This window comes from Streptomyces sp. NPDC032091, from assembly GCF_055580265.1.
This window is the reverse complement of sequence record NZ_JBVILR010000028.1, coordinates 64316-85649: the sequence shown is the minus strand read 5'-3', so window position 1 is coordinate 85649 and position 21334 is coordinate 64316. Positions and strand designations below refer to the sequence as shown.

The following is a 21334-nucleotide window of genomic DNA, read 5'->3' as shown; positions in this document are numbered from 1 at the left end:
CCGCCGATCGTACGCACGTCGGGTGTCAGGGCCGGGTCACCGAGGACACCGGCATCATCCCGACGGGGTCGTAGCGGACCCGGGCGCCGGGGTAGGGGGCGTGGATCACCTGGCCGTTGCCGACGTACATGCCGACGTGGCTGGCGTCCGAGCGGTAGGTGACCAGGTCCCCCGGCTGGGCCTGCGAGAGCGGCACCCGCCGGCCCGCGTACCGCTGCGCCTGCGAGGTGCGCGGCAGGGAGACGCCCGCCTGCCGGTACGACCACACCATCAGCCCGGAGCAGTCGAAGCCGGAGGGCCCGGTGGACCCCCACACGTACGGTTTGCCGACCGCGGCCCGGGCCGCCATCACGGCGGCCATGGCCCGGCCCGAGGCCTGGCCGCCGCCGGCGGGCAGGTCGGGCAGGTCCGGGAGGGCGTCGGCGCGGCCGCCGGAGCGCGAGGCCCGTTCGAAGTCGGCGCGCTCCGCGGAGGGCATGTCGTTCAGGAGCCTGCGGGCGGCGGCGAGCTTCGCGGTGACGGCTCGCTTCTGGGTGGCGACCTCGGTGCGCAGGGTCTCCAGTTCGGCGAGTTTGCGCGAGGCGTCCTGGCGCTGCCGGCCGATCCGCCGCTGTTCCTCGCGCAGTTCGGCGAGCTGCTTGGCCTGGCGGCCGCTCAGCCGGTCGAGGACGGCGGCCTTGTCGAGGTAGGCGCCGGGGTCCTCGGAGAGCATCAGCTCGACGGTGGGGTCGAGGCCGCCGGAGCGGTACTGGGCGCCGGCGAAGGTGCCGAGGACGCCGCGCATGGTGTTGACGCGGTCCTGGGCGCGGGCGACGGCGTCCTGGGCGCGGGCGATCTCGGCGCGCAGCGCGTCGGCCTTCTCCCCGGCCCGGTTGAACCTCTCGGTGGCCTGCTCGGCCTCCTCGAAGAGCTGGTCGACCTGGGCGCGGGAGCTCGTGGCGGGGTCCTGCGGGAGGCCTGGGGCCGCGCCGGCGGGTGCCCCCGTCACGGCCACGGCGGCGGTGGCCGCGGCGGCGGTGAGGACGGTGACCTTGGCGTTCCGGTCGAGGCCGCCGTTCCCGGGCCGGCGATGGGACCCCACGTGGCACCGCTCCCTTGCGCTGTGCGGGCCCGGGCCCGCCCCCGTGGACGGCCGTGTGCCGGGTTCCGCGCTGGCAGACAGTAGCCGCGCGGCCACGCACCGGCCAACGACCGTCGCGGGCCCGGGACACCGGCGCCCCGCCTCTGACACAGGTCAGGGGCGGGGCGCGGGGTCAGGGCGGGTCCGTGCAATTCGCCCGGATGGGCGGTGTGCGGCGCGTCTGCGGGGCGGGGTCCGGGTCAGCCGACGCGGACGCCGAACTGGAAGGGCATGTTGTCCATCGACTCGAACTTGACTCCGCCGCCCGGGGCGGGGTGGGAGGCGTGGAAGACCTGGCCGTTGCCCGCGTAGAGGCCCACGTGGTGCAGGTCGCCGTAGAAGAAGACGAGGTCCCCGGGCTGGAGTTCGCTGCGGCCGATGCGCGTGCCATCGTTGGCCTGGGTGTAGGTGGTGCGGCTGATGCTGACGCCGGCCTGGGCGTAGGCCCACTGGGTCAGGCCGGAGCAGTCCCAGGAGTCGGGGCCGGTGTCGCCCATGTGGTAGGCGTCGCCCTCCTGGGTGATGGCGGCGGCGAGGGCGGCTCCGGCCCGGCCGGAGCCCTTGCCGGCGCCGGGCTTGGCTCCGCCGCCGGCGGCCTTCGCGGAGGCCGCGCCGTCCTTGGCCGCGTCGCTGTTGAGTTCGCCGCGCTGTTCGGCGGTCAGGGAGTTGAGGAGCGCCTGGGCGTCGGCGAGCTTCTTCTGGGCGGCCGCCTTGTTGTCGGCGAGCTCCTTGCGGACGGCGGCCAGGTCGTTGAGCTTGGCGGTGGCGTCCGCGCGCTGCTGCGCCAGTTCCCGCTGCTTGGCCTGGATCCTGGCGATCGCCTCGACCTGCCGGCCGCTCAGCTGCTGGAGGGTGGAGGAGTTGTCGAGGTACTTCTGCGGGTCTCCGGAGAGCAGCAGTTCGACGGAGGGGTCGATGCCGCCGCCGCGGTACTGGGCGGTGGCCATGGAACCGAGCGTGTTGCGCAGGTCGTTGAGGTCGGCCTGGCCGCGGGCCACCTGGTCCTGGAGGTAGCCGATCTCCTTCTCCAGCTTGTCCTGGCGGTCCTTGGCGCCGTCGAACTTCTCGGTGGCCTGCTCGGCCTCCTCGTAGAGGGCGTCGACCTTGGTCTTGACCTCGTCCTTGTTCGGCTTGTCCGGCGCGGGAGCGGCCAGGGCCGACTGGGAGGAGAGGGCGACGGCCGCGGTGGCGAGGGCGGTGAGGACGCTCACGCGGGTGCGGGTCGGCGGCTTGGGTCGACGGTGGGACGCCACGGACGCGAACTCCTTCGGCAGCACACCTCCGTCGGCACCCCGAATGAGTGACCTACCGAACGAAGGTTTGAGCAGACCCTAGTGACCCGTCCGTGATCACTTCAAATCCCGGAACGTAAAAATCCGCTCGCCTTCCGCCTTCTTTACCCGGGGCCCACGCTGCGTGCCGGACCCTTGACGGTACGTCTCCCCTACGCACCGTCAATCCGGGCATCCCGCACAGTGGTTACATCAGACGCACAAGCCGCCAAGTGCTACGAAACGCGCGCGAGCCGCTTGAGCAGCAGCGCCGACGCCACCGGCCGGGCGCCCGCCTTCGCCACCCCGTCGGCCACCTCACGGTCGGTGGAGACCACGACCACGGGACGGCCCGACGGCTCGGCCCGCACCAGCTGGCGGATCAACTCGTCCGCCGTGACGCCCGCCTTGGAGAACAGCACCCGCACCCCGCGCGGCGGCGCGAGCAGCACCGGCGCCGCCAGCTCCGCCCCGTCGAAGACGCACGTCATCTCGGCGCCCGTCTGCGCGGCCAGCATCGACAGGCCGCCCAGCAGCCGCAGCCGCTGCTTCTCCAGCGGCATCGTGGGATAGCCGGTCTTCGTCACGTTGTACCCGTCGACCACCAGATGTGCCTGCGGCAGCGCCAACAGCTGGTCCAGCAGCGCCGGATCGGTCTCCGACAGGGCCCGCGCCGCGATGTCCTTCGGGGTCATCCGGCCCGGCTCCACGGCGTCCACGGTGTCCGCGGGCCGCGTCGACACCGGCGGCAGCGCCAGCTCGCGGCGCAGCCCCGCCGCCGCGTCCAGCACGGTGTCCAGCAGCAGCCGCAGCCGCATGTCCTCGACGCTGCGCCCCTCGCGGGTGGCCCGGCGGGCCGTCTCCAGCGCCGACTCCGCCTCCGCCAGACGGGACTTCAGCCGCCGCGACTCGCTCTCGGCGGCGGCCACCTGCGCGGCCGCCTCACCGCGGATCCCGTCGATCTCGCCGCCGAGCTTGCGCAGGGCCGCCTCGCCCCGCTTGACGTCGCTCAGGGCGCTGCGCAGCTTGCGCTGAAGCGATTCCGCTTCCTTGCGGGCGGCGTCCAGCTCGGCCCGCACCTGCTCGCCGCCGTTGCGCTGGGACTCGCGCAGCTGGGCCAGTTCCGCGCGCAGCCGCTCCAGCTCGCGCCGCGTCTCGTCGCCCACCCGCTCGGCGTCGGCGCGCTGCGCCTCCTCGCCCGCGGCGGCCACCAGCTTGACCCAGCCGGCCGGACGCAGCACGTACGCGGCGGCCGCCACGTCCAGGGGGTCCGCGGCGGCCGGCGGGGCACCGGACTCCAGTGCCCCGGCCAGTTCCGGCTGCGCCTCGCGCACCTTCTCCGCGACCCGGCTGCGGAAGACGCCGTCGCTCTCCACGGCCGCGGCCATGGCGTTGCCGGCGAACTTGGCACGCCGGGTCGGGGTGAACCGGGCGTACTGGCGCAGCTGCGCCGGGAGGTCACCGACGGTCAGGCCGCCGAAGGCGTCCGAGACGAGCGAGACGACCCGGCGCCGCACGCCCTCCGGCAGCGGGCGGTCGAGGACCTCCGCGGCGTCGCGGGCAGCGTCGGCCGGCCCGGCGCCGCTTGCTGGCTCCACAATCCGTCACCCCTACCGTGATCTCCTGCGGGCCCGGCTCCCTCAGGAGTCGGTGCCCGGCCTGTCGACGAGCTCGATCTGGTCCACCGCGTTGCACCAGCGGCAGCGGACCGACTCGATGGTCTCACTGACCACCTCGCGCTCCTCGACCTTGGGCTCCCCGGCGAGGTCGAGGTGGACGTACTCGACCACCTTCGACGATCGGGTGACATCGAACCGCGTGAGGTTGCCGCACAGGGTGCAGCGCCACCGGGTGGTGTCGGTCGGCAGGGGAACCGTCGTCATCAGGCCGCTCTCTCCTTCGTAGCTCATTCAATTAAAGCCTTCCGCGGCGGTCGGCGGACCGCAGCACGTAACCCTACGGCCTGGCACCACCCTCAGGGGGGTCCGCCTGCGTCATGCTCTGTCGCATGATCGTAAAGTGGCGGGCCGTGCGCGAGGCCGCCCGGGGCCCCGTGGTCACGTACGCGCTGATCGCCGGCTGCTGCGCGGTGTTCCTGACGAGCCCGGCCTCCGGCCTGAACCCGTCCTTCGGTACGGGCGAGCGGCTGCTGGCGACGGGTACGGCCTATTTCCGGCACTGGGGCGTGGTCCCCGACGAACTGTTCTCGGGGGCCGCGCGCCCGCTGCTGACCCCGCTGACGGCCCTCTTCGTCCACGGCAGCTGGCTGCACCTGCTCGGGAACATGCTCTTCCTCTACGTCTTCGGCGCCATGACGGAGGAGCGGATGGGGCGGCCGGCGTTCCTCGTCTTCTACCTCTGCACCGGCTACGTGGCCCTGGCGGCCTACGCGGCGGCCAACGCCTCCTCGGACCAGACCCTGGTCGGGGCGTCCGGCGCGATCTCGGCGGCGCTGGGGGCGTTCCTGTGCCTCTTCCCGCGGGCGCGGGTGACGTCCCTGTTCCCGTTCCTGCTCTTCCTGCCGCTGCGGTTCCCGGCCTGGATCGTGCTGATGTTCTGGTTCGGGCTCCAGTGGCTGGCCGCGCACCGCGCGGGGAGCGGGCCGGGGGTGGCCTACCTGGCCCACGTCGTGGGCTTCTCGGTGGGGTTCTGCTACGCGTGGGCGCGATATCGCCGTACGACTAGAGTGAGGCGACCAGTGACTGCCGGCGAGGGAGACAGCCAACCGTGATCACCGCGATCGTGCTCATCAAGACCAGCGTGGACCGGATCCCCGAGATCGCCGAGTCCATCGCGCAGCTGGACAGCGTCAGCGAGGTCTACTCCGTCACCGGTACGTACGACCTGATCGCGCTGGTCCGCGTCGCCCGCCACGAGAACCTGGCGGACGTCATCCCCGGCCGGATCAGCAAGATCCCCGGCGTCGAGGCGACGGACACGCACGTCGCGTTCCGCACGTACTCCCAGCACGACCTGGAAGCCGCCTTCGCCATCGGCCTCGACGCGTAGCACCGGCGGGGCCGTCCGTCAGCCCCGCCGGCGGCCGGCTCCCCGCTACACCGCCGGGACGCAGCGGCCGTCCTCCGTGCGGTACTGCCACTTCGCGCCGTCCGCGACGAGTTCCTTCACCGCGCGGACGAAGCGCTCCACGTGCTCGTCCGGGGTCCCCGCCCCGAAGCTGACGCGGATCGCGTTCAGGGACCGCTCCCCGGGCGCCGCCTCCGGCGCCCCGCACTCGCCCTGGGCCTGCGGCTCGCTGCCCAGCAGCGTCCGTACCAGCGGGTGGGCGCAGAACAGCCCGTCGCGCACGCCGATCCCGTACTCCGCGGACAGCGCCGCCGCGAAGTGGGAGCTGTTCCAGCCGTCGACCACGAACGAGATGACGCCGACGCGCGGGGCGTCGTCCCCGAACAGGGACAGCACCCGCACCGCCGGGACCTCGGCCAGGCCCGCGCGGACCTTCGCGATGAGGTGCCGCTCCCGGGCGACGAGGTTCTCGAAGCCGGCCTCCTCCAGCGCCCGGCAGGCGGAGGCGATGGAGTAGACGCCGATCACGTTCGGGGAGCCGGCCTCGTGGCGGGCGGCGGTGGTGTGCCATTCGACGTCGACGCCGCCGTCCTCGCGGCGGGCCACCTTGCGGGAGGCGCCGCCCCCGGCGAGGTACGGCTCGGCCTCCTGGAGCCAGTCCGCGCGGCCGGCGAGCACGCCCGAGCCGAAGGGCGCGTACAGCTTGTGGCCGGAGAAGGCGACCCAGTCCACGTTCAGTTCCCGTACCGAGACGGGGTGGTGGGGCGCCAGCTGGGCGGCGTCCAGGACGATCCGCGCGCCGTGCGCGTGCGCGGCGGCGGCGAGCTCCTTGACCGGCCACAGTTCACCGGTGACGTTGGAGGCGCCGGTCACGCAGACCAGGGCCGGACCATTGGGGCCTCCCCTGCTCGAGCGAAGCCGAGAGCTTGGGGAAGGGTCGCGGTCGGCCAGCGCCCGCTCCAGGGTGGCGACGGCCTCGCCCGGGGTGCGCGGGGCGTTGAGGTACGTGACCTGCGCGTCGCCCCAGGGCAGCAGCGAGGCGTGGTGCTCGGTCTCGAAGACGAAGACCTGGCAGTCGGCCGGGAGCACGGCGGCGAGCAGGTTGAGGGAGTCGGTGGTGGAGCGGGTGAAGACCACCTGGTCGGCGGGGCGGCAGTCGAGGAACGCGGCGACGGTGGCCCGGCTCTGCTCGAAGAGGTCGGTGGAGAGCTGCGAGAGGTACCCGGCGCCGCGGTGGACGCTGCCGTAGTAGGGGGCGTACGCGGCGACGTCGTCCCAGACCCGCTGGAGTGCGGGCGCGCTGGCCGCGTAGTCCAGGGCCGCGTAGGTGACCTCGCCGCCGGTGACGAGCGGGACCGTGACGTCCCGGCCGAGCACGGGCAGCGGCTCGGCACAGGCCGGGTCGGCGGCGGTGCGGGCGGTGGCGGCGGTGCGGGCGGCGGCGTTCAGGGATGCGGACATGGCTGTATCTCCCGGCAGGCAGGGCGGAATGGCTTCGGTGGTGCCCGTACGCGGGTACGGCGGCGCGCGGCGCGGCGGCGGCCGTCAGGGGTACGGGAAGTGCCTCGGACGGGATGCGGGTACGCGGAAGGGACCCTGTTCCGAGGGGTGAAGAAGGGGCGGAGCCGCCCTATCGCATTCGCTTGCTCACGGAAAACGCTCCTCGGAAGACCAGGATCCCTGGTGTCGAGGGATCCGCGCTTGCCGTAGACCTCGCTGCCTACGGCCTGGTCATCACCCGGGGCACCCCGCCACGGAAGGAGGGTTGCCGGACAGCGAGCCGGGGCCAAAACGCTGTCACTCGTGACCTTGGAGAGCATCCTGCCACACGGACCGCCGAAGACAAGGCCCCGGTCCACCATGTGGACCGGGGTCTCGTCGGAAGCCTCAGGCGTTGCTGGCGGCCACCCACCGCTCCAGCGCGGCCCGGGCGGCGCCCGAGTCGATGGACCCGGCCGCGCGGGCGATGCCCGCGGAGAGCTGCTCCTCCAGCGAGCCCGTGCCCGGGTCCAGGGCGACCAGGGCGGACGCCGCGTTCAGCAGGACGGCGTCGCGCACGGGGCCGGTCTCCCCCGCCAGCAGGCGGCGGGCCACGTCGGCGTTGTAGGAGGGGTCACCGCCGCGCAGGGCGGAGATGTCGACGGTCTCGATGCCCACGTCGCGCGGGTCGAAGGCGTGCTCGGTGACCCGGCCGTCGCGGACCCACCACACCCGGGAGGTGCCGGTGGTGGTCAGCTCGTCCAGGCCGTCGTCGCCGCGGAAGACGAGGGCGGAGGTGTTCCGCTCGGCGAGCACCCCGGCCATGATCGGGGCCAGCCGGCCGTCCGCGACGCCGACGGCCTGGGCCGTGACCCGGGCGGGGTTGGTGAGCGGGCCGAGGCCGTTGAACGCGGTGCGCACGCCGAGGTCCCGGCGGGCCGAGGCCGCGTACCGCAGGGCGGGGTGGAAGACCACGGCCGCGCAGAAGGTGATGCCGGCCTCCTCGGCGACCTCCGCCACCCGTCGGGGGGTGAGGGAGAGGTTGACGCCGAGCTTCTCCAGGACGTCGGAGGAGCCGCTGGCGGAGGACGCGGCCCGGTTGCCGTGCTTGACGACCTTCGCACCGGCGCCGGCGGCCACGATGGCGGACATGGTGGAGATGTTGACGGTCTTGGCGCCGTCGCCTCCGGTGCCGACGATGTCCACGGTCCGGCCCGGCACCTCGATCAGGTTGGCGTGGGCGTACATCGTCCGGACCAGGCCGGTGTACTCCTGCACGGTCTCGCCCTTTGCCCGCAGGGCCACCGCGAAGCCCGCGATCTGCGCGTCGGTGGCCTCGCCGCGCATGATCCGCTCCATCGCCCACGCGGTGTCGTCGGAGGCGAGGTCGTGGCCGCTGAGCAGGGCTTCCAGGATGCCCGGCCAGCCGCGGGCCGCCACGCTGTCGCCGCCTGCCGGGGTCGCAACGTTCATGGTCAGCTCCTGCTGCTCGTCGGGGGTTCGCACGTCGGACGGGAAGGATCTCAGCCTATCCAGCCCCGGAGACGGCAATGAGCCCCCGTCCAGACCCTGGACGGGGGCTCTTGCCGTGGCGACACCAGGATCGACCTGGGTCGATCCCTCAAGCGGTCCTGCCGGAGATCAGTGGTGGCCGTGGCCCGACTGGATCTCCTTGTACTCCTCGGCGGTGGGCTTCGGAATCTGGTTGCCCTCCGCGTAGAAGCCCTTGCTGAGCTTCGCGCGCAGCTTCTCGCCGCGCGTCACCTTGCGCTCGACACCGTTCTCGTCGACCGTCGGGCCGATCTCGACCGGCTTGTACTGCTCGTGCGAGGTGAGCGTGTGCAGCTTGCCCTGCGGGAGCGGCTCGTGGACCTCGACGAACTCACCGTGCGGCAGACGCTTGATGATGCCGGTCTCGCGACCGTGCAGCACCTTGTCGTGGTCCCGGCGCTGGAGGCCGAGGCAGATCCGCTTGGTGGCGATGAAGGCCAGGACCGGGACGACGAAGAAGCCGATCCGGACGAACCAGGTGATCGAGTTGATCGACAGGTGGAAGTACTGGGCGAACATGTCGTTGCCACCGCCGATGAGGAGCACGATGTACTCCGCGATCCAGGCGACACCGAAGGCCGTACGGGTCGGGACGTTGCGCGGGCGGTCCAGGATGTGGTGCTCGCGCTTGTCGCCGGTGACCCAGGACTCGATGAACGGCCAGACGGCGATCGCGCCGAGGACCAGCGGGAAGAGCAGCAGCGGGATGAACACGCCCAGGACGAGCGTGTGGCCCCACAGGTTGATCTCCCAGCCGGGCATGGCACGGATCAGGCCTTCCGGCATGCCCATGTACCAGTCGGGCTGCGCGCCGGTGGACACGTGGTCCGGGCGGTACGGGCCGAGCGCCCAGATCGGGTTGATCGAGGCGAGGGCCGCGATGGCCGCGATGACACCGAAGACCAGGAAGAAGAAGCCTCCGGCCTTGGCCATGTAGACCGGCAGCAGCGGCATGCCGACGACGTTGTTGTTCGTCTTGCCGGGACCCGCGAACTGGGTGTGCTTGTGGTAGAAGACCAGGATCAGGTGGGCCACCAGCAGGCCCATCATGATGCCGGGCAGCAGCAGGATGTGGATCGAGTAGAACCGCGCGACGAAGTCGCCGCCGGGGAACTCGCCGCCGAAGAGGAAGAACGACAGGTACGTGCCGACGATCGGCACGGACAGGATCGCGCCCTCCATGAAGCGGACACCGGTGCCTGAGAGCAGGTCGTCCGGCAGGGAGTAACCGGTGAAGCCGGTGAACATGCCGAGGACCAGCAGCAGGAAGCCGAAGATCCAGTTGACCTCGCGCGGCTTGCGGAACGCGCCGGTGAAGAAGACGCGCATCATGTGCACGACCATCGCGGCGACGAAGATCAGCGCCGACCAGTGGTGGATCTGCCGGATGAGCAGACCGCCGCGGACATCGAAGCTGATGTCCAGCGTCGAGGCGAAGGCCTCGGACATCTGGACGCCCTGCATCGGCACGTACGAGCCGTGGTACACGACCTCGTTCATGCTCGGGTGGAAGAACAGCGTCAGGTACACACCCGTGAGGATGATGATGATGAAGCTGTAGAGGCAGATCTCACCCAGCATGAAGGACCAGTGGTCCGGGAAGATCTTGCGCATGTTCGCCTTGGCGAGGCTGTAGATGCCCAGGCGTGCGTCCGCCCAGTCGGCTACGCGCTCGCCGGCCGGCGCTTTGCGCTCGGTGGTGGTGGCAGTGCTCATCCGCGCTCCCAGAATGCAGGACCGACGGGCTCTTCGAAGTCGCCGAGCGCTTCGAGGAAGCCTTCGTCATTCACGCCGATCCGCAGCTGCGGAAGCGCGTGACCGGCCGGGCCGAAGATGACACGGGCGCCGTCGGAGAGGTCGAAGGTGGACTGGTGGCACGGGCAGAGCACGTGGTGCGTCTGCTGCTCGTACAGGCTGATCGGGCAGCCGACGTGGGTGCAGATCTTGGAGTAGGCCACGATGCCCTCGTGGGACCACTCCAGCTCCTGCTTGTCCTTGATGTCCTCCGGCTTGATCCGGACGAGCATCAGGGCGGCCTTGGCGATCTGGTTCTGGAAGTCGTGCTGGTCCTCTTCCAGGCCCTCGGGCATGGCGAAGGTCAGCGAACCGACCTGAACGTCCTCGGGGCGCAGGGGCTCCATGGTGTTCTGGTTGATGATCAGCTTGCCCTTGGCCCACATGGTCTTGCGGAGCTTGTCCTCGGGCAGCGTGCCCAGGTCGCGCAGCAGGACCACGCCGGAGAGCGGCACCAGGGCCAGCGCGCCGAGCAGGGTGTTGCGGATCAGCGGGCGGCGGGCGATGCCGGACTCGTTCGCACCGTCGGCGAAGTCCTGCATGACCTTGGCCTTGACGTCCGCCGGCGCCGCGATCTCGTGGCGGTCGTCGGCGACCTCGACGTCGGACATCAGGGTGCGGGCCCAGTGGACCGCGCCCGCGCCGATGCAGAAGAGGGCCACGCCCAGGGTCAGGCCCAGGGCGAAGTTGAGCGCGCTGACCTTGCCGATCGGGAAGACGTAAATGATCTTCTCGACGGGGATGGACACGTACGAGGCGATGAAGCCGACGGTGGCCAGCATCGACAGCGTGAACAGCATCGCGACCGTGCGCTCGGACCGCTTGGCGGCCCGCTCGTCGATGTCCTGGATGCGCGGCTTGTGGACCGGCAGGCCCGGGTCGGCGAACGGGTCGTCCGCGACCGCTACGGCACCGTGGTGCGCGTCGCCCTGCTCGCTCGGCAGGTGCTTGTCTTCGGGAATGTCTTGGCTACTCATGACTTCTTGGCCTTAGCGGTGTGGGCCGCGACCCAGACGGCGACAGCGATCAGCGCACCCAGACCGAAGATCCAGCCGAACAGACCCTCGGAGACGGGGCCGAGGCCACCGAGCTTCAGGCCGCCAGGGCTGACCGACTTCTCGCCGTTCACGTTCTGGAGGTACGCGATGATGTCCTTCTTCTGCTTCTCCGGCATCGTGCTGTCGGGGAAGGAGGGCATGTTCTGCGGGCCGGTGAGCATGGCCTCGTAGATGTGCTTCGGCTCGACGCCCTCGAGGTTCGGGGCGTACTTGCCGTTCGTCAGCGCGCCGCCCTCGCCGGTGAAGTTGTGGCACTGCGCGCAGTTGTTGCGGAACAGTTCGCCACCGGCGGCGATGTCGGCACCGGCCGGGTCGTACTGCTTCTCGGCCGGCGTGATCGGGCCGGCGCCGAGGGAGGCGATGTAGGCCGCGAGCTGGTCGATCTGGGCCTGCGAATAGATGTTCCGCTTCTTCGGCACCTGGGCGCCGGGCTGCTGGGCGGGCATGCGGCCCGTGCTCACCTGGAAGTCGACGGCCGCGGAGCCGACGCCGACCAGGCTCGGGCCGTCAGAGGAACCCTGACCGCCGGTTCCGTGGCAGCTTGCGCAGCCCACGGCGTAGAGCTTCTTGCCCTCCTCGATGGCGAGGGACTGGGCGGTTTCATCGGCCTGCGCCTTGCCCGCGGGCGCGAAGGCGGCGTACAGCCCCCCCGTGACCGCCAGCGCGAAGAGTAGAACGACGACCGCCGCCAGCGGATGGCGTCGTCGTACGGAGAGCTTTTTCACGGATTACCCCGGTGTCAGGATCTTCTGCGTCGGTGTTTCTGGATGGTGTGCCGGACGGTGCCGGCGACGTTTCGCTACTTGATCAGGTAGATCGTGGCGAAGAGGCCGATCCAGACGACATCGACGAAGTGCCAGTAGTAGGACACGACGATGGCCGACGTGGCCTGTTCGTGGGTGAACCTCTTGGCCGCGTACGTCCGGCCGAGGACCAGCAGGAAGGCGATGAGTCCGCCCGTCACGTGCAGACCGTGGAAGCCGGTGGTCAGGTAGAACACCGTGCCGTACGGGTCGGACGAGAGGCTCAGGCCCTCGTGCTTGACCAGCTCGGTGTACTCGAACACCTGGCCGCCAATGAAGATCGCACCCATGACGAACGTGATGATGAACCACGTCCGGAGCTTCTTCACGTCACCGCGCTCGGCGGCGAAGACGCCGAGCTGGCAGGTGAGGGAGGAGAGCACCAGGATCGTGGTGTTCGTCGCCGAGAAGGGCAGGTTCAAGGCCTTGGCCTGTTCTGCCCAGTGCTCGGCGCCCATCACGGATCGCAGGGTGAAGTACATCGCGAAGAGGGCCGCGAAGAACATCAGCTCGGAACTCAACCAGATGATGGTTCCGACGCTGACGAGGTTCGGCCGGTTGACCGTCGGGTGCGCGTGCCCGGTATCTACTGTCGTTGCTGTCGCCACGACCGACATTATGTCGGTCGCTTATCCCGCCCTCACCCCGGGGGGTGCCGTTCGGAGTGTCAGGGGGGTGTGCAAGGCCCGAACGGCCCATCAGATCACCCCCGTGCGGGCTCTCCCGCCAGGCTGGCGGAACCGATGTTGACACGGGATCGGACGGAGTAGCATCCCGCGCATCATCAGCGTGATTCACGGACACGTGGAGGAACGAAATGCGGGCGACTGCGCGGGTTCTGCTCTACAGCGACGACGCGAGCACCCGGGAGCAGGTGCGGCTGGCGGCCGGGCGCAGGCCGGCCGCCGACCTGCCGCCGGTGGAGTTCGTGGAATGTGCCACCCTTCCGGCGGTCCTCAAGGAACTGGACGCCGGCGGCATCGACGCGTGCGTGCTGGACGGGGAGGCGGTCCCGGCCGGGGGCATGGGCGTGTGCCGGCAGATCAAGGACGAGATCTTCCGGTGTCCCCCGGTGCTGCTGCTGATGGGGCGTCCCCAGGACGCGTGGCTGGCCACCTGGAGCCGCGCGGACGCGGCCGTCACCCTTCCGGTGGACCCGGTGGAGTTCCCCGAGGCCCTGGCGGGCGTCCTGCGCGCCCGGCTGGCCCCCAACGCGGCCTGAGACGCGGGCGAGGGCCCGCGGGCGGCTCTGTGGCCGTCCGCGGGCCCTCGCGTGCTTCCTGGGGCCTGCGGGTCAGACGGTGGGGCGCAGGCGGGCCTGGTCGACGCGGCTGCGGCCCTCCTGGGTGCCCTTGAGGAGGTAGCTGCCGTCGCGCCAGGCCTTCCAGTCCAGGTTCCAGTCGCCGTAGCCGTTGCCGAAGGGCTCCATGTCCTCGCCGATGCTGTTGATCACCCGGACGATGTCGCCCTCGCTGATGTTCTCGTAGAACCAGGCGGCGTTGCCCGTGCTCATGCCGGTGCAGCCGTGGCTGACGTTCTCGTAGCCCTGGGAGCCGACCGACCAGGGCGCGGCGTGGACGTACTCGCCGCTCCAGGTCACGCGGGTGGCGTAGTAGACGGGGAGGTTGTAGTACTCGCTGCCGCCGATGCCGACGGTGTCCCCGCGCATCTGGACGAAGTACTGCTTGCCCAGCACCACCTTGACCCCGTTGCGGGTGGAGAAGCCGGGCTTCCCGGTGGTCACCGGAATGGTGTTGATCACTTCTCCGTTGCGCTCGAACGTGAGGGTGTGCGCGGCGGCGTCGGTGGTGACCTCCACCCGGTCGCCGATCTCCAGCTTGAGCGGCTTGGAGGCGGTTCCGTGGAGGTCGTCCTCGATCTTGACGCCCTCCAGGTTGCTCCGTACGGAGACCCAGGAGTGGGCGGGCCAGTACTCCTTGGGGCGGAAGTGCAGGTTCTTGTCGTCCACCCAGTGCCAGGCGCCCTCGACGGGCTCGGGGGTGTCGATGACCAGGCCCCGTTCGACGAGGGCGCGGGCGGCCTTGTCCTTGACGGGTTCGCTGAGTTCGGCCGTGATGGGCTGTCCGACCCCGTATTTGCCCTCGTCCGGGCCGAATTCCACCTTGAGGACCTTCTTGGCCGGGGTGGTGTCGAAGGCCAGCGTGCGCTGCCCCGGAGCCCCGTGCCGGTCCTCCGTGCTCACGGTGACCGTGTAGTGGACGCCCGCGGCCATCGGCGAGGTGCTGTGCCAGCGGTCGCCCTTGGCGGAGAGCTCCCCCGCCAGGCGGCGTCCGTGGGTGTCCACGGCCATCACGTCGGTGATACGGGAGTCCGTGCCCTTGGCGGTGACTTCGAGCGGCTTGTCGGGGTCGGCGGCCCTGCCGCCGCCGGGCGGCTGGTTGAAGGTCACCTGCTGGCCCGCGTCGTACGGGCGGGCTGACAGCGGGTTGTCGGACGACCCCCCGCATGCGGTGGCGCCGGCACCGAGGGACGCGACCAGCAGGGAGCAGCCGAGTACCGTCCGAAGACGCGGTGAGTGCTTCATGCGCTCAACGCTATGAACATATGACTATTACGTCGCGCGGGGTGCCTGCAAACGAGGGGCCCGGACTCCTCCGAAAAGGTGTCCGGGCCCCTCTGTACTGCTCGTGCGGCTCGTACCGCTACCGCCTACTGGTTCTGGTTCTCACCGCGGTAGTACTCGTACACCCAGCCCCACAGGCCGATCAGGATGATCGGGGCCGAGAAGTACATGAGCCACCACCCGAAGATGACGCCCATGAACGCGAGCGCGCCGCCGATGCCCAGCGAGAGCGGCTGCCAGCTGTGCGGGGCGAAGAACCCCAGCTCGCCCGCCTCGTCGGCGACGTCGGCCTCCAGGTTGTCCTGAGCCATCTCGTCCACGCGCCGGGCCGTGAAGGCCAGGTAGTAGCCGATCATGGCGCTCAGGCCGAAGGCCAGCGCGAGAGCGGTGGTTCCGACCGGCTCCTTCGACCAGACGCCGTAGACGACGGTCATGATCAGGATGAAGACGGAGAGCCAGAGGAACATCTTGCCCTGGATCTTCACTTGCCGGCCTCCTTGCCACCGGTGACGGCCTTCGCCGGGGCGTGGTCCTCGAGGTGGTCGAGGGCCGCGATCTCCGGGTGGTGCAGGTCGAACGCCGGCGATTCACTGCGGATGCGCGGCAGGGTGAGGAAGTTGTGCCGCGGCGGCGGGCAGGAGGTCGCCCACTCCAGCGAACGGCCGTAGCCCCACGGGTCGTCGACCTCGATCTTCTTGCCGTACTTGGCGGTCTTCCAGACGTTGTACATGAACGGCAGGAAGGAGAGGCCGAGGACGAAGGAGCTGATCGTCGAGATCGTGTTCAGCGTGGTGAAGCCGTCGGCGGCGAGGTAGTCCGCGTAACGACGCGGCATGCCCTCGGCGCCCAGCCAGTGCTGCACCAGGAAGGTGCCGTGGAAGCCGATGAACAGCGTCCAGAAGGTGATCTTGCCGAGGCGCTCGTCCAGCATCTTGCCCGTGAACTTCGGCCACCAGAAGTGGAAGCCGGCGAACATCGCGAACACCACGGTGCCGAAGACGACGTAGTGGAAGTGCGCGACGACGAAGTACGAGTCGGAGACGTGGAAGTCCATCGGGGGCGAGGCCAGGATGACGCCGGTCAGACCACCGAAGGTGAAGGTGACCAGGAAGCCGATCGTCCAGAGCATCGGGGTCTCGAAGGACAGCGAGCCCTTCCACATGGTGCCGATCCAGTTGAAGAACTTCACACCGGTCGGGACCGCGATCAGGAAGGTCATGAAGGAGAAGAACGGCAGCAGCACACCGCCGGTGACGTACATGTGGTGCGCCCACACGGTCACCGAGAGGCCGGCGATCGCGATCGTCGCGGCGATCAGACCGATGTAGCCGAACATGGGCTTGCGGGAGAACACCGGGATGATCTCGGAGACGATGCCGAAGAACGGTAGCGCGATGATGTACACCTCTGGGTGCCCGAAGAACCAGAAGAGGTGTTGCCACAGCAAGGCGCCGCCGTTGGCCGCGTCGAAGACGTGCGCACCGAACTTGCGGTCGGCCTCCAGCGCGAAGAGCGCGGCGGCCAGGACCGGGAAGGCCAGCAGGACCAGGACACCGGTCAGCAGGACGTTCCAGGTGAAGATCGGCATGCGGAACATCGTCATGCCCGGAGCGCGCATGCAGATGATCGTGGTGATGAAGTTGACCGAGCCCAGGATCGTACCGAAGCCGGAGAAGGCCAGACCCATGATCCACATGTCGGCGCCGATGCCCGGCGAGCGGACGGCGTCCGACAGCGGGGAGTAGGCGAACCAGCCGAAGTCGGCCGCACCCGAGGGGGTGACGAAGCCGGCGACCGCGATGGTCGAACCGAAGAGGTACAGCCAGTACGCGAACATGTTCAGCCGCGGGAACGCCACGTCGGGCGCGCCGATCTGCAGCGGCATGATCCAGTTGGCGAAACCGGCGAACAGCGGGGTCGCGAACATCAGCAGCATGATCGTGCCATGCATGGTGAACGCCTGGTTGAACTGCTCGTTCGACATGATCTGCGTGCCCGGACGGGCCAGCTCGGCGCGCATGAAGAGCGCCAGGATGCCGCCGATCAGGAAGAACACGAACGAGGTGACCAGGTACATCGTGCCGATGGTCTTGTGGTCGGTGGTGGTGAGCCACTTGACGACCACGTTGCCCGGCTGCTTGCGCCGCACCGGCAGCTCGTTTTCATACGAGTCGGCGGCGGCACCCTGGGATTCGTTGAGGATGCTCACAGTTTGTTCACTTCCGCGTTCCGGGCGGGGTCAGTCTGCTTGATGCCGGCCGGCAGGAAGCCGGTCTGACCCTTCTCCGCCAGCTGCTTCAGGTGGGCCTTGTACTCCGCGGGGGAGACGACCTTCACGTTGAAGAGCATGCGGGAGTGGTCGACACCGCAGAGCTCGGCACACTTGCCCACGAAGGTGCCTTCCTGGTTCGGGGTGACCTCGAAGACATTGGTGTGACCGGGGATGACGTCCTGCTTGAACAGGAAGGGCACCACCCAGAAGGAGTGGATGACGTCGTTCGACGACAGGATGAAGCGGACCTTCTCGCCCTTGGGCAGGTAGAGGGTCGGCCCCGGGTTGTTCGTGTCCGCGTTCCGGTCGCCGGGGACGCCCTTCTCGTAGACGCCCTCGGCGCCCGCGGGGAAGTCCTTGGTGAAGCGGTCCGGCAGGGAGGCGAGCTCCTTGGGAACCACACCCGCCTTCGGGGTCGCGGCGTCGCCGTCGACGTTCTCGACGTAGTTGAAGCCCCAGCTCCACTGGAAGCCGATCACGTTGATGGTGTGAGCCGGCTTTTCGGAGAGGGTGAGGAGCTTCGACTCATCACGCGCGGTGAAGTAGAAGAGCACCGAGACGATGATGAGCGGGACCACGGTGTACAGCGCCTCGATGGGCATGTTGTACCGGGTCTGCGCGGGGACCTCGATCTTCGTCCGGCTGCGCCGGTGGAAGATGACGCTCCACATGATCAGGCCCCAGACCAGGATGCCCGTGATGAGAGCGGCGGCCCAGGATCCCTGCCACAGGGAGAGGATGCGAGGCGCCTCCTCCGTGGCCGGGTAGGGCATACCGAGGCGGGGGAAGCTTTTCCAGTTGTACGAGCAACCAGTGGCGGTCGCCAGGACCACGCCCGCAGTCAGCGCCTGCAGCAGCTTCCGCCGCATCGGGCGCCGCGGCGAGCGGTCGGAGCCGTAGGGACTCACGTAGCGCCTTCCCGAGAGTCTCGGCCCGCGCGGCCGGCCGCGGCCGTGTTCGGGTCGGTCGCCGGCCCTGACGCAGGCAGGGGTTTGGATGTTTATGCGGACCAAACCCTACTGGACGCTATTTGAGGCCGCGCGGGGAGGGTGCCCAACGCGCCGCTACTGCCCCCGAAGGGATGGATCCGCCGTACGGGGGACGGGCCGTCCGGCCCTGAACGGCGGGCTCCGGACGGCATCTGACGACCCCTGAACCCCGGCGTGACCTGGGCCGCTCGCCACGTCGGGGCCCGTCCGGCCGGACGCCCGCCCCCTCAACCGCCGTGCCCCCGCCGCCCCTGCCTTACGGTGGCCGGATGCCGTACTTCGACACCGCGTCCGCCGCCCCGCTGCACCCCGTGGCCCGGCAGGCGCTGCTGGCCGCACTGGACGAGGGCTGGGCGGATCCGGCCCGGCTGTACCGGGAGGGGCGGCGGGCCCGGCTGCTGCTGGACGCGGCGCGGGAGGCCGCGGCCGAGGCGGTCGGATGTCGCCCCGACGAGCTCGTGTTCACTCCTTCGGGGACGCACGCGGTTCACGCGGGCGTCGCGGGGGCCCTCGCCGGGCGCCGGCGGGTCGGCGGCCATCTGGTGGTGTCGGCGGTGGAGCACAGCTCCGTCCTGCACGCGGCGCAGACGCACTCGGCCGCGGGGGGCACGGTGACGGAGGTTCCGGTGGACCGCTTCGGAGCGGTCTCCCCCGCCGGTTACGCCTCCTCCCTCACCTCCGCCACCGCTGTGGCGTGCCTCCAGTCGGCCAACCACGAGGTGGGCACCGTCCAGCCGGTGGCCGAGGTGGCCGAGGTCTGCGCGGCGGCGGGGGTGCCGCTGCTGGTGGACGCGGCGCAGTCGTTGGGCTGGGGTCCGGTGGAGGGCGGCTGGTCGGTGCTGACGGCCAGCGCCCACAAGTGGGGCGGCCCGCCCGGAGTCGGCCTGCTGGCCGTCCGCAAGGGGGTCCGCTTCGCCCCCCAAGGCCCCGCCGACGAACGGGAGTCGGGCCGCTCCCCCGGCTTCGGCAACCTTCCGGCCGTGGTGGCGGCGGCGGCCTCCCTGCGGGCGGTACGGGCCGAGGCGGACGCGGAGGCGGCGCGGCTGCGGGTGCTGGTGGACCGGATCCGGCGGCGGGTGGCCCGGCTGGTGCCGGACGTCGAGGTGGTCGGCCACGCGGACCGGCGGCTGCCGCACCTGGTGACGTTCTCCTGCCTGTACGTCGACGGCGAGACCCTGCTGCACGAGCTGGACCGCGCGGGCTGGTCGGTCTCCTCGGGCTCCTCGTGCACCAGCTCCACCCTGACCCCGAGTCACGTGCTGCGGGCGATGGGGGTGCTGTCGGAGGGCAACGTACGGGTGTCGCTGCCGCGGGGCACCACGGCGGAGGAGGTCAACGGCTTCCTGGAGGTGCTGCCGAGGGCGGTGGCCGGGGTGCGGGCGGAGCTCGGCGTCCCGGACCCCTCGGCCGCCGCCGCGCCGGTGGCGGAGTCGGTGGAGGTCGACGCCCTCGGGCTGCGCTGTCCGCAGCCGGTGATCGAGCTGGCCCGGGCGATCGGGACGGTGCCGGTCGGCGGGACGGTGACGGTCCTGTCGGACGACGAGGTCGCGCGGCTGGACATCCCGGCGTGGTGCGGGATGCGGGGGCACGTCTACCTGGGGGAGACCCCGCGCCCCGTCGGCGCGGCCTACCGGGTCCGCCGCGCGGTCTGACGGGGTCGCCTGCGGGGCGGGCCGGGGGCGGGGCCGGGGGTCCGCTGCGCGGAGCCTTCTCCCCGCCCCGCCCTTTCGCCGTATTCCGGGGCCGGCCCCGGACCCCGTTCCGTGCGCTCCGCGCCCGGTGCGCTCAATCGCCGCGCGGGCTGGAATTCCGCTGCGCGAAATCCAGCCGCGGGCGAAGGCGGCGGCTACGCCTCCAGGTGGGCGCGGACCTCGGCGGCGGCTTCGTCGCCGTAGGCCTTCGTGAAGCGCTCCATGAAGTGCGCGCGGGCCAGCGTGTACTCCTGGGTGCCCAGGGTCTCGATGACCAGCGTGGCCAGCATGCAGCCGACCTGCGCCGCCCGCTCCAGGCCGACGCCCCAGCCCAGACCCGTCAGGAACCCGGCCCGGAACGCGTCGCCGACGCCGGTCGGGTCGACCTTCGCCGTCTCCTCCGGGCAGCCGACCAGGATCGGCTCCTCGCCGACCCGCTCGATCCGCACGCCCTTCGCGCCCAGCGTGGTGACGCGGGTGCCGACCTTGGCGAGGATCTCCTCGTCCGTCCAGCCGGACTTCGTCTCGATGAGGCCCTTCTCGTACTCGTTCGAGAACAGGTACGTCGCGCCCTCCATCAGGGTGCGGATGTTGTCGCCGTCCATGCGGGCGATCTGCTGCGAGAAGTCCGCGGCGAAGGGGATCCCGCGGGTGCGGCACTCCTCCGTGTGGCGCAGCATCGCCTCGGGGTCGTCGGCGCCGATGAGGACCAGGTCCAGTCCGCCCACCCGGTCGGCGACGGCCTTCAGCTCGATCTGCCGGGCCTCGCTCATCGCGCCGGTGTAGAAGGAGCCGATCTGGTTGTGGTCGGCGTCCGTGGTGCAGACGAAGCGCGCGGTGTGCAGCACCTCGGAGATCCGCACGGAGGCCGTGTCCACCCCGTGCCGGTCCAGCCAGGCGCGGTACTCGTCGAAGTCCGAGCCGGCCGCGCCGACCAGGATCGGGCGGCTGCCGAGCTGGCCCATGCCGAAGCAGATGTTCGGGCCGACGCCGCCCCGCCGCACGTCGAGGTTGTCGACGAGGAAGGAGAGGGAGACCGTGTGGAGCTGGTCGGCGACGAACTGGTCGGCGAAGCGGCCCGGGAAGGTCATGAGGTGGTCGGTGGCGATGGAGCCGGTGACTGCGATGCGCACGGCGTGGATGCTCCTGCTGATGACGGCGGGGGACAGTCAAAGTTACCGTTCCCCGCGATGCCGGTCACCATCGGCCGGATCACCGCGCACCGGCCTGGCCGGTTGTCCGCCCCCGGGGTTCCGGAGCGGCCCCGTCCCCTTTACTCCCCGAAGCGGACGGAGCGGACCTCCAGGGTGTCCTTGGCCGGGTTGCCCTTGGCCTTCAGCCGCCAGCTGGCGCCCTGGCAGCCCGCGCCGAGGTAGACGGTCACCGGAGTGTCGGTCTGGTTGTGCGGGCCGTAACCGGGCACCTCGTCGTCGTCGCCGACGGCGTAGAGGTTGATGCAGTGGCCGTTCGCCGGGTCGTGCAGCGTGACGACCTGCTCCTGGCCCCAGCCGTCGACGTACTTGTAGTGGAAGTATCCCTCGGCCGCCTGGGCCGAGCCGGTCATCGACAGGACGAGGGTGAGGGCGCCGAGGCAGGCGCCCAGGGTGCTGCGCAGCTTCATGGGGGTATCCGTTCCCTGGATGGTCAAGGGTGGTACGGGCCCGACCCTAGGAGGGGCGGAGGGTGGCGAAACGA

20 protein-coding genes and 1 riboswitch are annotated in these 21334 nt (G+C 70.5%); of the genes, 4 read left to right on the top strand and 16 right to left on the bottom strand.

Annotation, left to right across the window (positions count from 1 at the left end):
- Nucleotides 1-25: 25 nt before the first annotated feature.
- The 4 genes from ACZ5NJ_RS32970 to ACZ5NJ_RS32955 all read right to left on the bottom strand — a co-directional run bounded on the left by ACZ5NJ_RS32970 (nucleotide 26) and on the right by ACZ5NJ_RS32955 (nucleotide 4274).
- Nucleotides 26-1081, bottom strand: a complete 1056-nt coding sequence (locus ACZ5NJ_RS32970) for a C40 family peptidase (RefSeq protein ID WP_468769804.1) — start codon at nucleotides 1079-1081, stop codon at nucleotides 26-28.
- A gap of 239 nt (nucleotides 1082-1320) precedes the next feature.
- Nucleotides 1321-2373, bottom strand: a complete 1053-nt coding sequence (locus ACZ5NJ_RS32965; RefSeq protein ID WP_468769803.1) for a C40 family peptidase — start codon at nucleotides 2371-2373, stop codon at nucleotides 1321-1323.
- A 254-nt stretch (nucleotides 2374-2627) separates the two neighbouring features.
- Entirely contained in the window at nucleotides 2628-3992 is a 1365-nt protein-coding gene (locus tag ACZ5NJ_RS32960) for an NYN domain-containing protein (RefSeq protein ID WP_468769848.1), read from the bottom strand.
- A 39-nt stretch (nucleotides 3993-4031) separates the two neighbouring features.
- A complete protein-coding gene (locus ACZ5NJ_RS32955; protein ID WP_042813634.1) occupies nucleotides 4032-4274 on the bottom strand; it encodes a hypothetical protein in 243 nt (80 codons plus the stop codon).
- A gap of 113 nt (nucleotides 4275-4387) precedes the next feature.
- Between ACZ5NJ_RS32955 and ACZ5NJ_RS32950 the strand changes: the two genes are divergently transcribed.
- Both ACZ5NJ_RS32950 and ACZ5NJ_RS32945 read left to right on the top strand, forming a co-directional pair.
- Complete coding sequence (locus ACZ5NJ_RS32950) at nucleotides 4388-5122, top strand: rhomboid family intramembrane serine protease (protein WP_468769801.1); 735 nt, start codon at nucleotides 4388-4390, stop codon at nucleotides 5120-5122.
- Nucleotides 5119-5400, top strand: coding sequence for an Lrp/AsnC family transcriptional regulator (locus ACZ5NJ_RS32945; protein ID WP_344153804.1), 282 nt, complete (start codon nucleotides 5119-5121; stop codon nucleotides 5398-5400). Before ACZ5NJ_RS32950 ends, ACZ5NJ_RS32945 begins: the two co-directional genes overlap by 4 nt.
- 45 nt (nucleotides 5401-5445) lie before the next feature.
- Here ACZ5NJ_RS32945 and ACZ5NJ_RS32940 read toward each other — a convergent pair whose 3' ends face one another.
- The 6 genes from ACZ5NJ_RS32940 to ctaE form a co-directional block, all read right to left on the bottom strand.
- Nucleotides 5446-6879 carry an aminotransferase class V-fold PLP-dependent enzyme gene (locus ACZ5NJ_RS32940; protein WP_468769799.1) on the bottom strand — a complete coding sequence of 478 codons (1434 nt, stop codon included), beginning with the start codon at nucleotides 6877-6879 and terminating at the stop codon, nucleotides 5446-5448.
- 231 nt (nucleotides 6880-7110) lie between these two features.
- Nucleotides 7111-7227, bottom strand: a riboswitch (SAM riboswitch).
- A 78-nt stretch (nucleotides 7228-7305) separates the two neighbouring features.
- Nucleotides 7306-8370: an anthranilate phosphoribosyltransferase gene (trpD, locus tag ACZ5NJ_RS32935; RefSeq protein ID WP_468769797.1), complete on the bottom strand. Its 1065-nt coding sequence runs from the start codon at nucleotides 8368-8370 to the stop codon at nucleotides 7306-7308.
- Between the two features lie 168 nt (nucleotides 8371-8538).
- Nucleotides 8539-10164 (bottom strand): cytochrome bc1 complex cytochrome b subunit, encoded by a 1626-nt coding sequence (gene qcrB / locus ACZ5NJ_RS32930; protein ID WP_468769796.1) that lies wholly within the window; start codon nucleotides 10162-10164, stop codon nucleotides 8539-8541.
- Nucleotides 10161-11219, bottom strand: coding sequence for a cytochrome bc1 complex Rieske iron-sulfur subunit (gene qcrA / locus ACZ5NJ_RS32925; RefSeq protein ID WP_468769794.1), 1059 nt, complete (start codon nucleotides 11217-11219; stop codon nucleotides 10161-10163). The genes qcrB and qcrA overlap by 4 nt, the downstream gene beginning before the upstream one ends.
- Nucleotides 11216-12025, bottom strand: coding sequence for a cytochrome bc1 complex diheme cytochrome c subunit (qcrC, locus tag ACZ5NJ_RS32920; RefSeq protein WP_468769793.1), 810 nt, complete (start codon nucleotides 12023-12025; stop codon nucleotides 11216-11218). Before qcrC ends, qcrA begins: the two co-directional genes overlap by 4 nt.
- A 74-nt stretch (nucleotides 12026-12099) precedes the next feature.
- The gene (gene ctaE, locus ACZ5NJ_RS32915) at nucleotides 12100-12720 is read right to left on the bottom strand and encodes an aa3-type cytochrome oxidase subunit III (protein WP_079426271.1); all 621 of its coding nucleotides are present in this window, start codon (nucleotides 12718-12720) and stop codon (nucleotides 12100-12102) included.
- A 200-nt stretch (nucleotides 12721-12920) separates the two neighbouring features.
- On the opposite strand from ctaE, the gene ACZ5NJ_RS32910 reads away from it, so the two are divergent.
- Nucleotides 12921-13325: a hypothetical protein gene (locus ACZ5NJ_RS32910; RefSeq protein ID WP_468769792.1), complete on the top strand. Its 405-nt coding sequence runs from the start codon at nucleotides 12921-12923 to the stop codon at nucleotides 13323-13325.
- 72 nt (nucleotides 13326-13397) lie between these two features.
- On the opposite strand, the gene ACZ5NJ_RS32905 is transcribed toward ACZ5NJ_RS32910, so the two are convergent.
- The 4 genes from ACZ5NJ_RS32905 to ctaC form a co-directional block, all read right to left on the bottom strand.
- Nucleotides 13398-14648, bottom strand: a complete 1251-nt coding sequence (locus ACZ5NJ_RS32905) for a L,D-transpeptidase (protein ID WP_468769790.1) — start codon at nucleotides 14646-14648, stop codon at nucleotides 13398-13400.
- A gap of 125 nt (nucleotides 14649-14773) precedes the next feature.
- Entirely contained in the window at nucleotides 14774-15172 is a 399-nt protein-coding gene (locus ACZ5NJ_RS32900) for a cytochrome c oxidase subunit 4 (RefSeq protein WP_344153779.1), read from the bottom strand.
- Entirely contained in the window at nucleotides 15169-16896 is a 1728-nt protein-coding gene (ctaD, locus tag ACZ5NJ_RS32895) for an aa3-type cytochrome oxidase subunit I (RefSeq protein ID WP_042813652.1), read from the bottom strand. Before ctaD ends, ACZ5NJ_RS32900 begins: the two co-directional genes overlap by 4 nt.
- Nucleotides 16893-17867, bottom strand: a complete 975-nt coding sequence (gene ctaC, locus ACZ5NJ_RS32890) for an aa3-type cytochrome oxidase subunit II (RefSeq protein ID WP_468769788.1) — start codon at nucleotides 17865-17867, stop codon at nucleotides 16893-16895. Before ctaC ends, ctaD begins: the two co-directional genes overlap by 4 nt.
- 350 nt (nucleotides 17868-18217) lie before the next feature.
- Here ctaC and ACZ5NJ_RS32885 point away from each other — a divergent pair, with 350 nt between their 5' ends.
- A complete protein-coding gene (locus ACZ5NJ_RS32885; RefSeq protein ID WP_468769786.1) occupies nucleotides 18218-19600 on the top strand; it encodes an aminotransferase class V-fold PLP-dependent enzyme in 1383 nt (460 codons plus the stop codon).
- A gap of 194 nt (nucleotides 19601-19794) precedes the next feature.
- On the opposite strand, the gene ACZ5NJ_RS32880 is transcribed toward ACZ5NJ_RS32885, so the two are convergent.
- On the bottom strand, nucleotides 19795-20772 hold the full coding sequence (locus ACZ5NJ_RS32880; RefSeq protein ID WP_468769784.1) for a carbohydrate kinase family protein: 978 nt from the start codon (nucleotides 20770-20772) through the stop codon (nucleotides 19795-19797).
- A 140-nt stretch (nucleotides 20773-20912) separates the two neighbouring features.
- Nucleotides 20913-21260: a hypothetical protein gene (locus ACZ5NJ_RS32875; RefSeq protein ID WP_468769783.1), complete on the bottom strand. Its 348-nt coding sequence runs from the start codon at nucleotides 21258-21260 to the stop codon at nucleotides 20913-20915.
- Nucleotides 21261-21334: the final 74 nt, after the last annotated feature.

What these genes read in the sequence shown, in the direction of transcription:
- ACZ5NJ_RS32955 (WP_042813634.1), bottom strand. Translation starts at nt 4,274, where the DNA reads ATGACGACGGTTCCCCTGCCGACCGACACCACCCGGTGGCGCTGCACC.
- ACZ5NJ_RS32950 (WP_468769801.1), top strand. Translation starts at nt 4,388, where the DNA reads ATGCTCTGTCGCATGATCGTAAAGTGGCGGGCCGTGCGCGAGGCCGCC.
- ACZ5NJ_RS32940 (WP_468769799.1), bottom strand. Translation starts at nt 6,879, where the DNA reads ATGTCCGCATCCCTGAACGCCGCCGCCCGCACCGCCGCCACCGCCCGC.
- trpD (WP_468769797.1), bottom strand. Translation starts at nt 8,370, where the DNA reads ATGAACGTTGCGACCCCGGCAGGCGGCGACAGCGTGGCGGCCCGCGGC.
- qcrB (WP_468769796.1), bottom strand. Translation starts at nt 10,164, where the DNA reads ATGAGCACTGCCACCACCACCGAGCGCAAAGCGCCGGCCGGCGAGCGC.
- qcrA (WP_468769794.1), bottom strand. Translation starts at nt 11,219, where the DNA reads ATGAGTAGCCAAGACATTCCCGAAGACAAGCACCTGCCGAGCGAGCAG.
- ctaE (WP_079426271.1), bottom strand. Translation starts at nt 12,720, where the DNA reads ATGTCGGTCGTGGCGACAGCAACGACAGTAGATACCGGGCACGCGCAC.
- ACZ5NJ_RS32910 (WP_468769792.1), top strand. Translation starts at nt 12,921, where the DNA reads ATGCGGGCGACTGCGCGGGTTCTGCTCTACAGCGACGACGCGAGCACC.
- ACZ5NJ_RS32905 (WP_468769790.1), bottom strand. Translation starts at nt 14,648, where the DNA reads ATGAAGCACTCACCGCGTCTTCGGACGGTACTCGGCTGCTCCCTGCTG.
- ACZ5NJ_RS32885 (WP_468769786.1), top strand. Translation starts at nt 18,218, where the DNA reads ATGCCGTACTTCGACACCGCGTCCGCCGCCCCGCTGCACCCCGTGGCC.
- ACZ5NJ_RS32875 (WP_468769783.1), bottom strand. Translation starts at nt 21,260, where the DNA reads ATGAAGCTGCGCAGCACCCTGGGCGCCTGCCTCGGCGCCCTCACCCTC.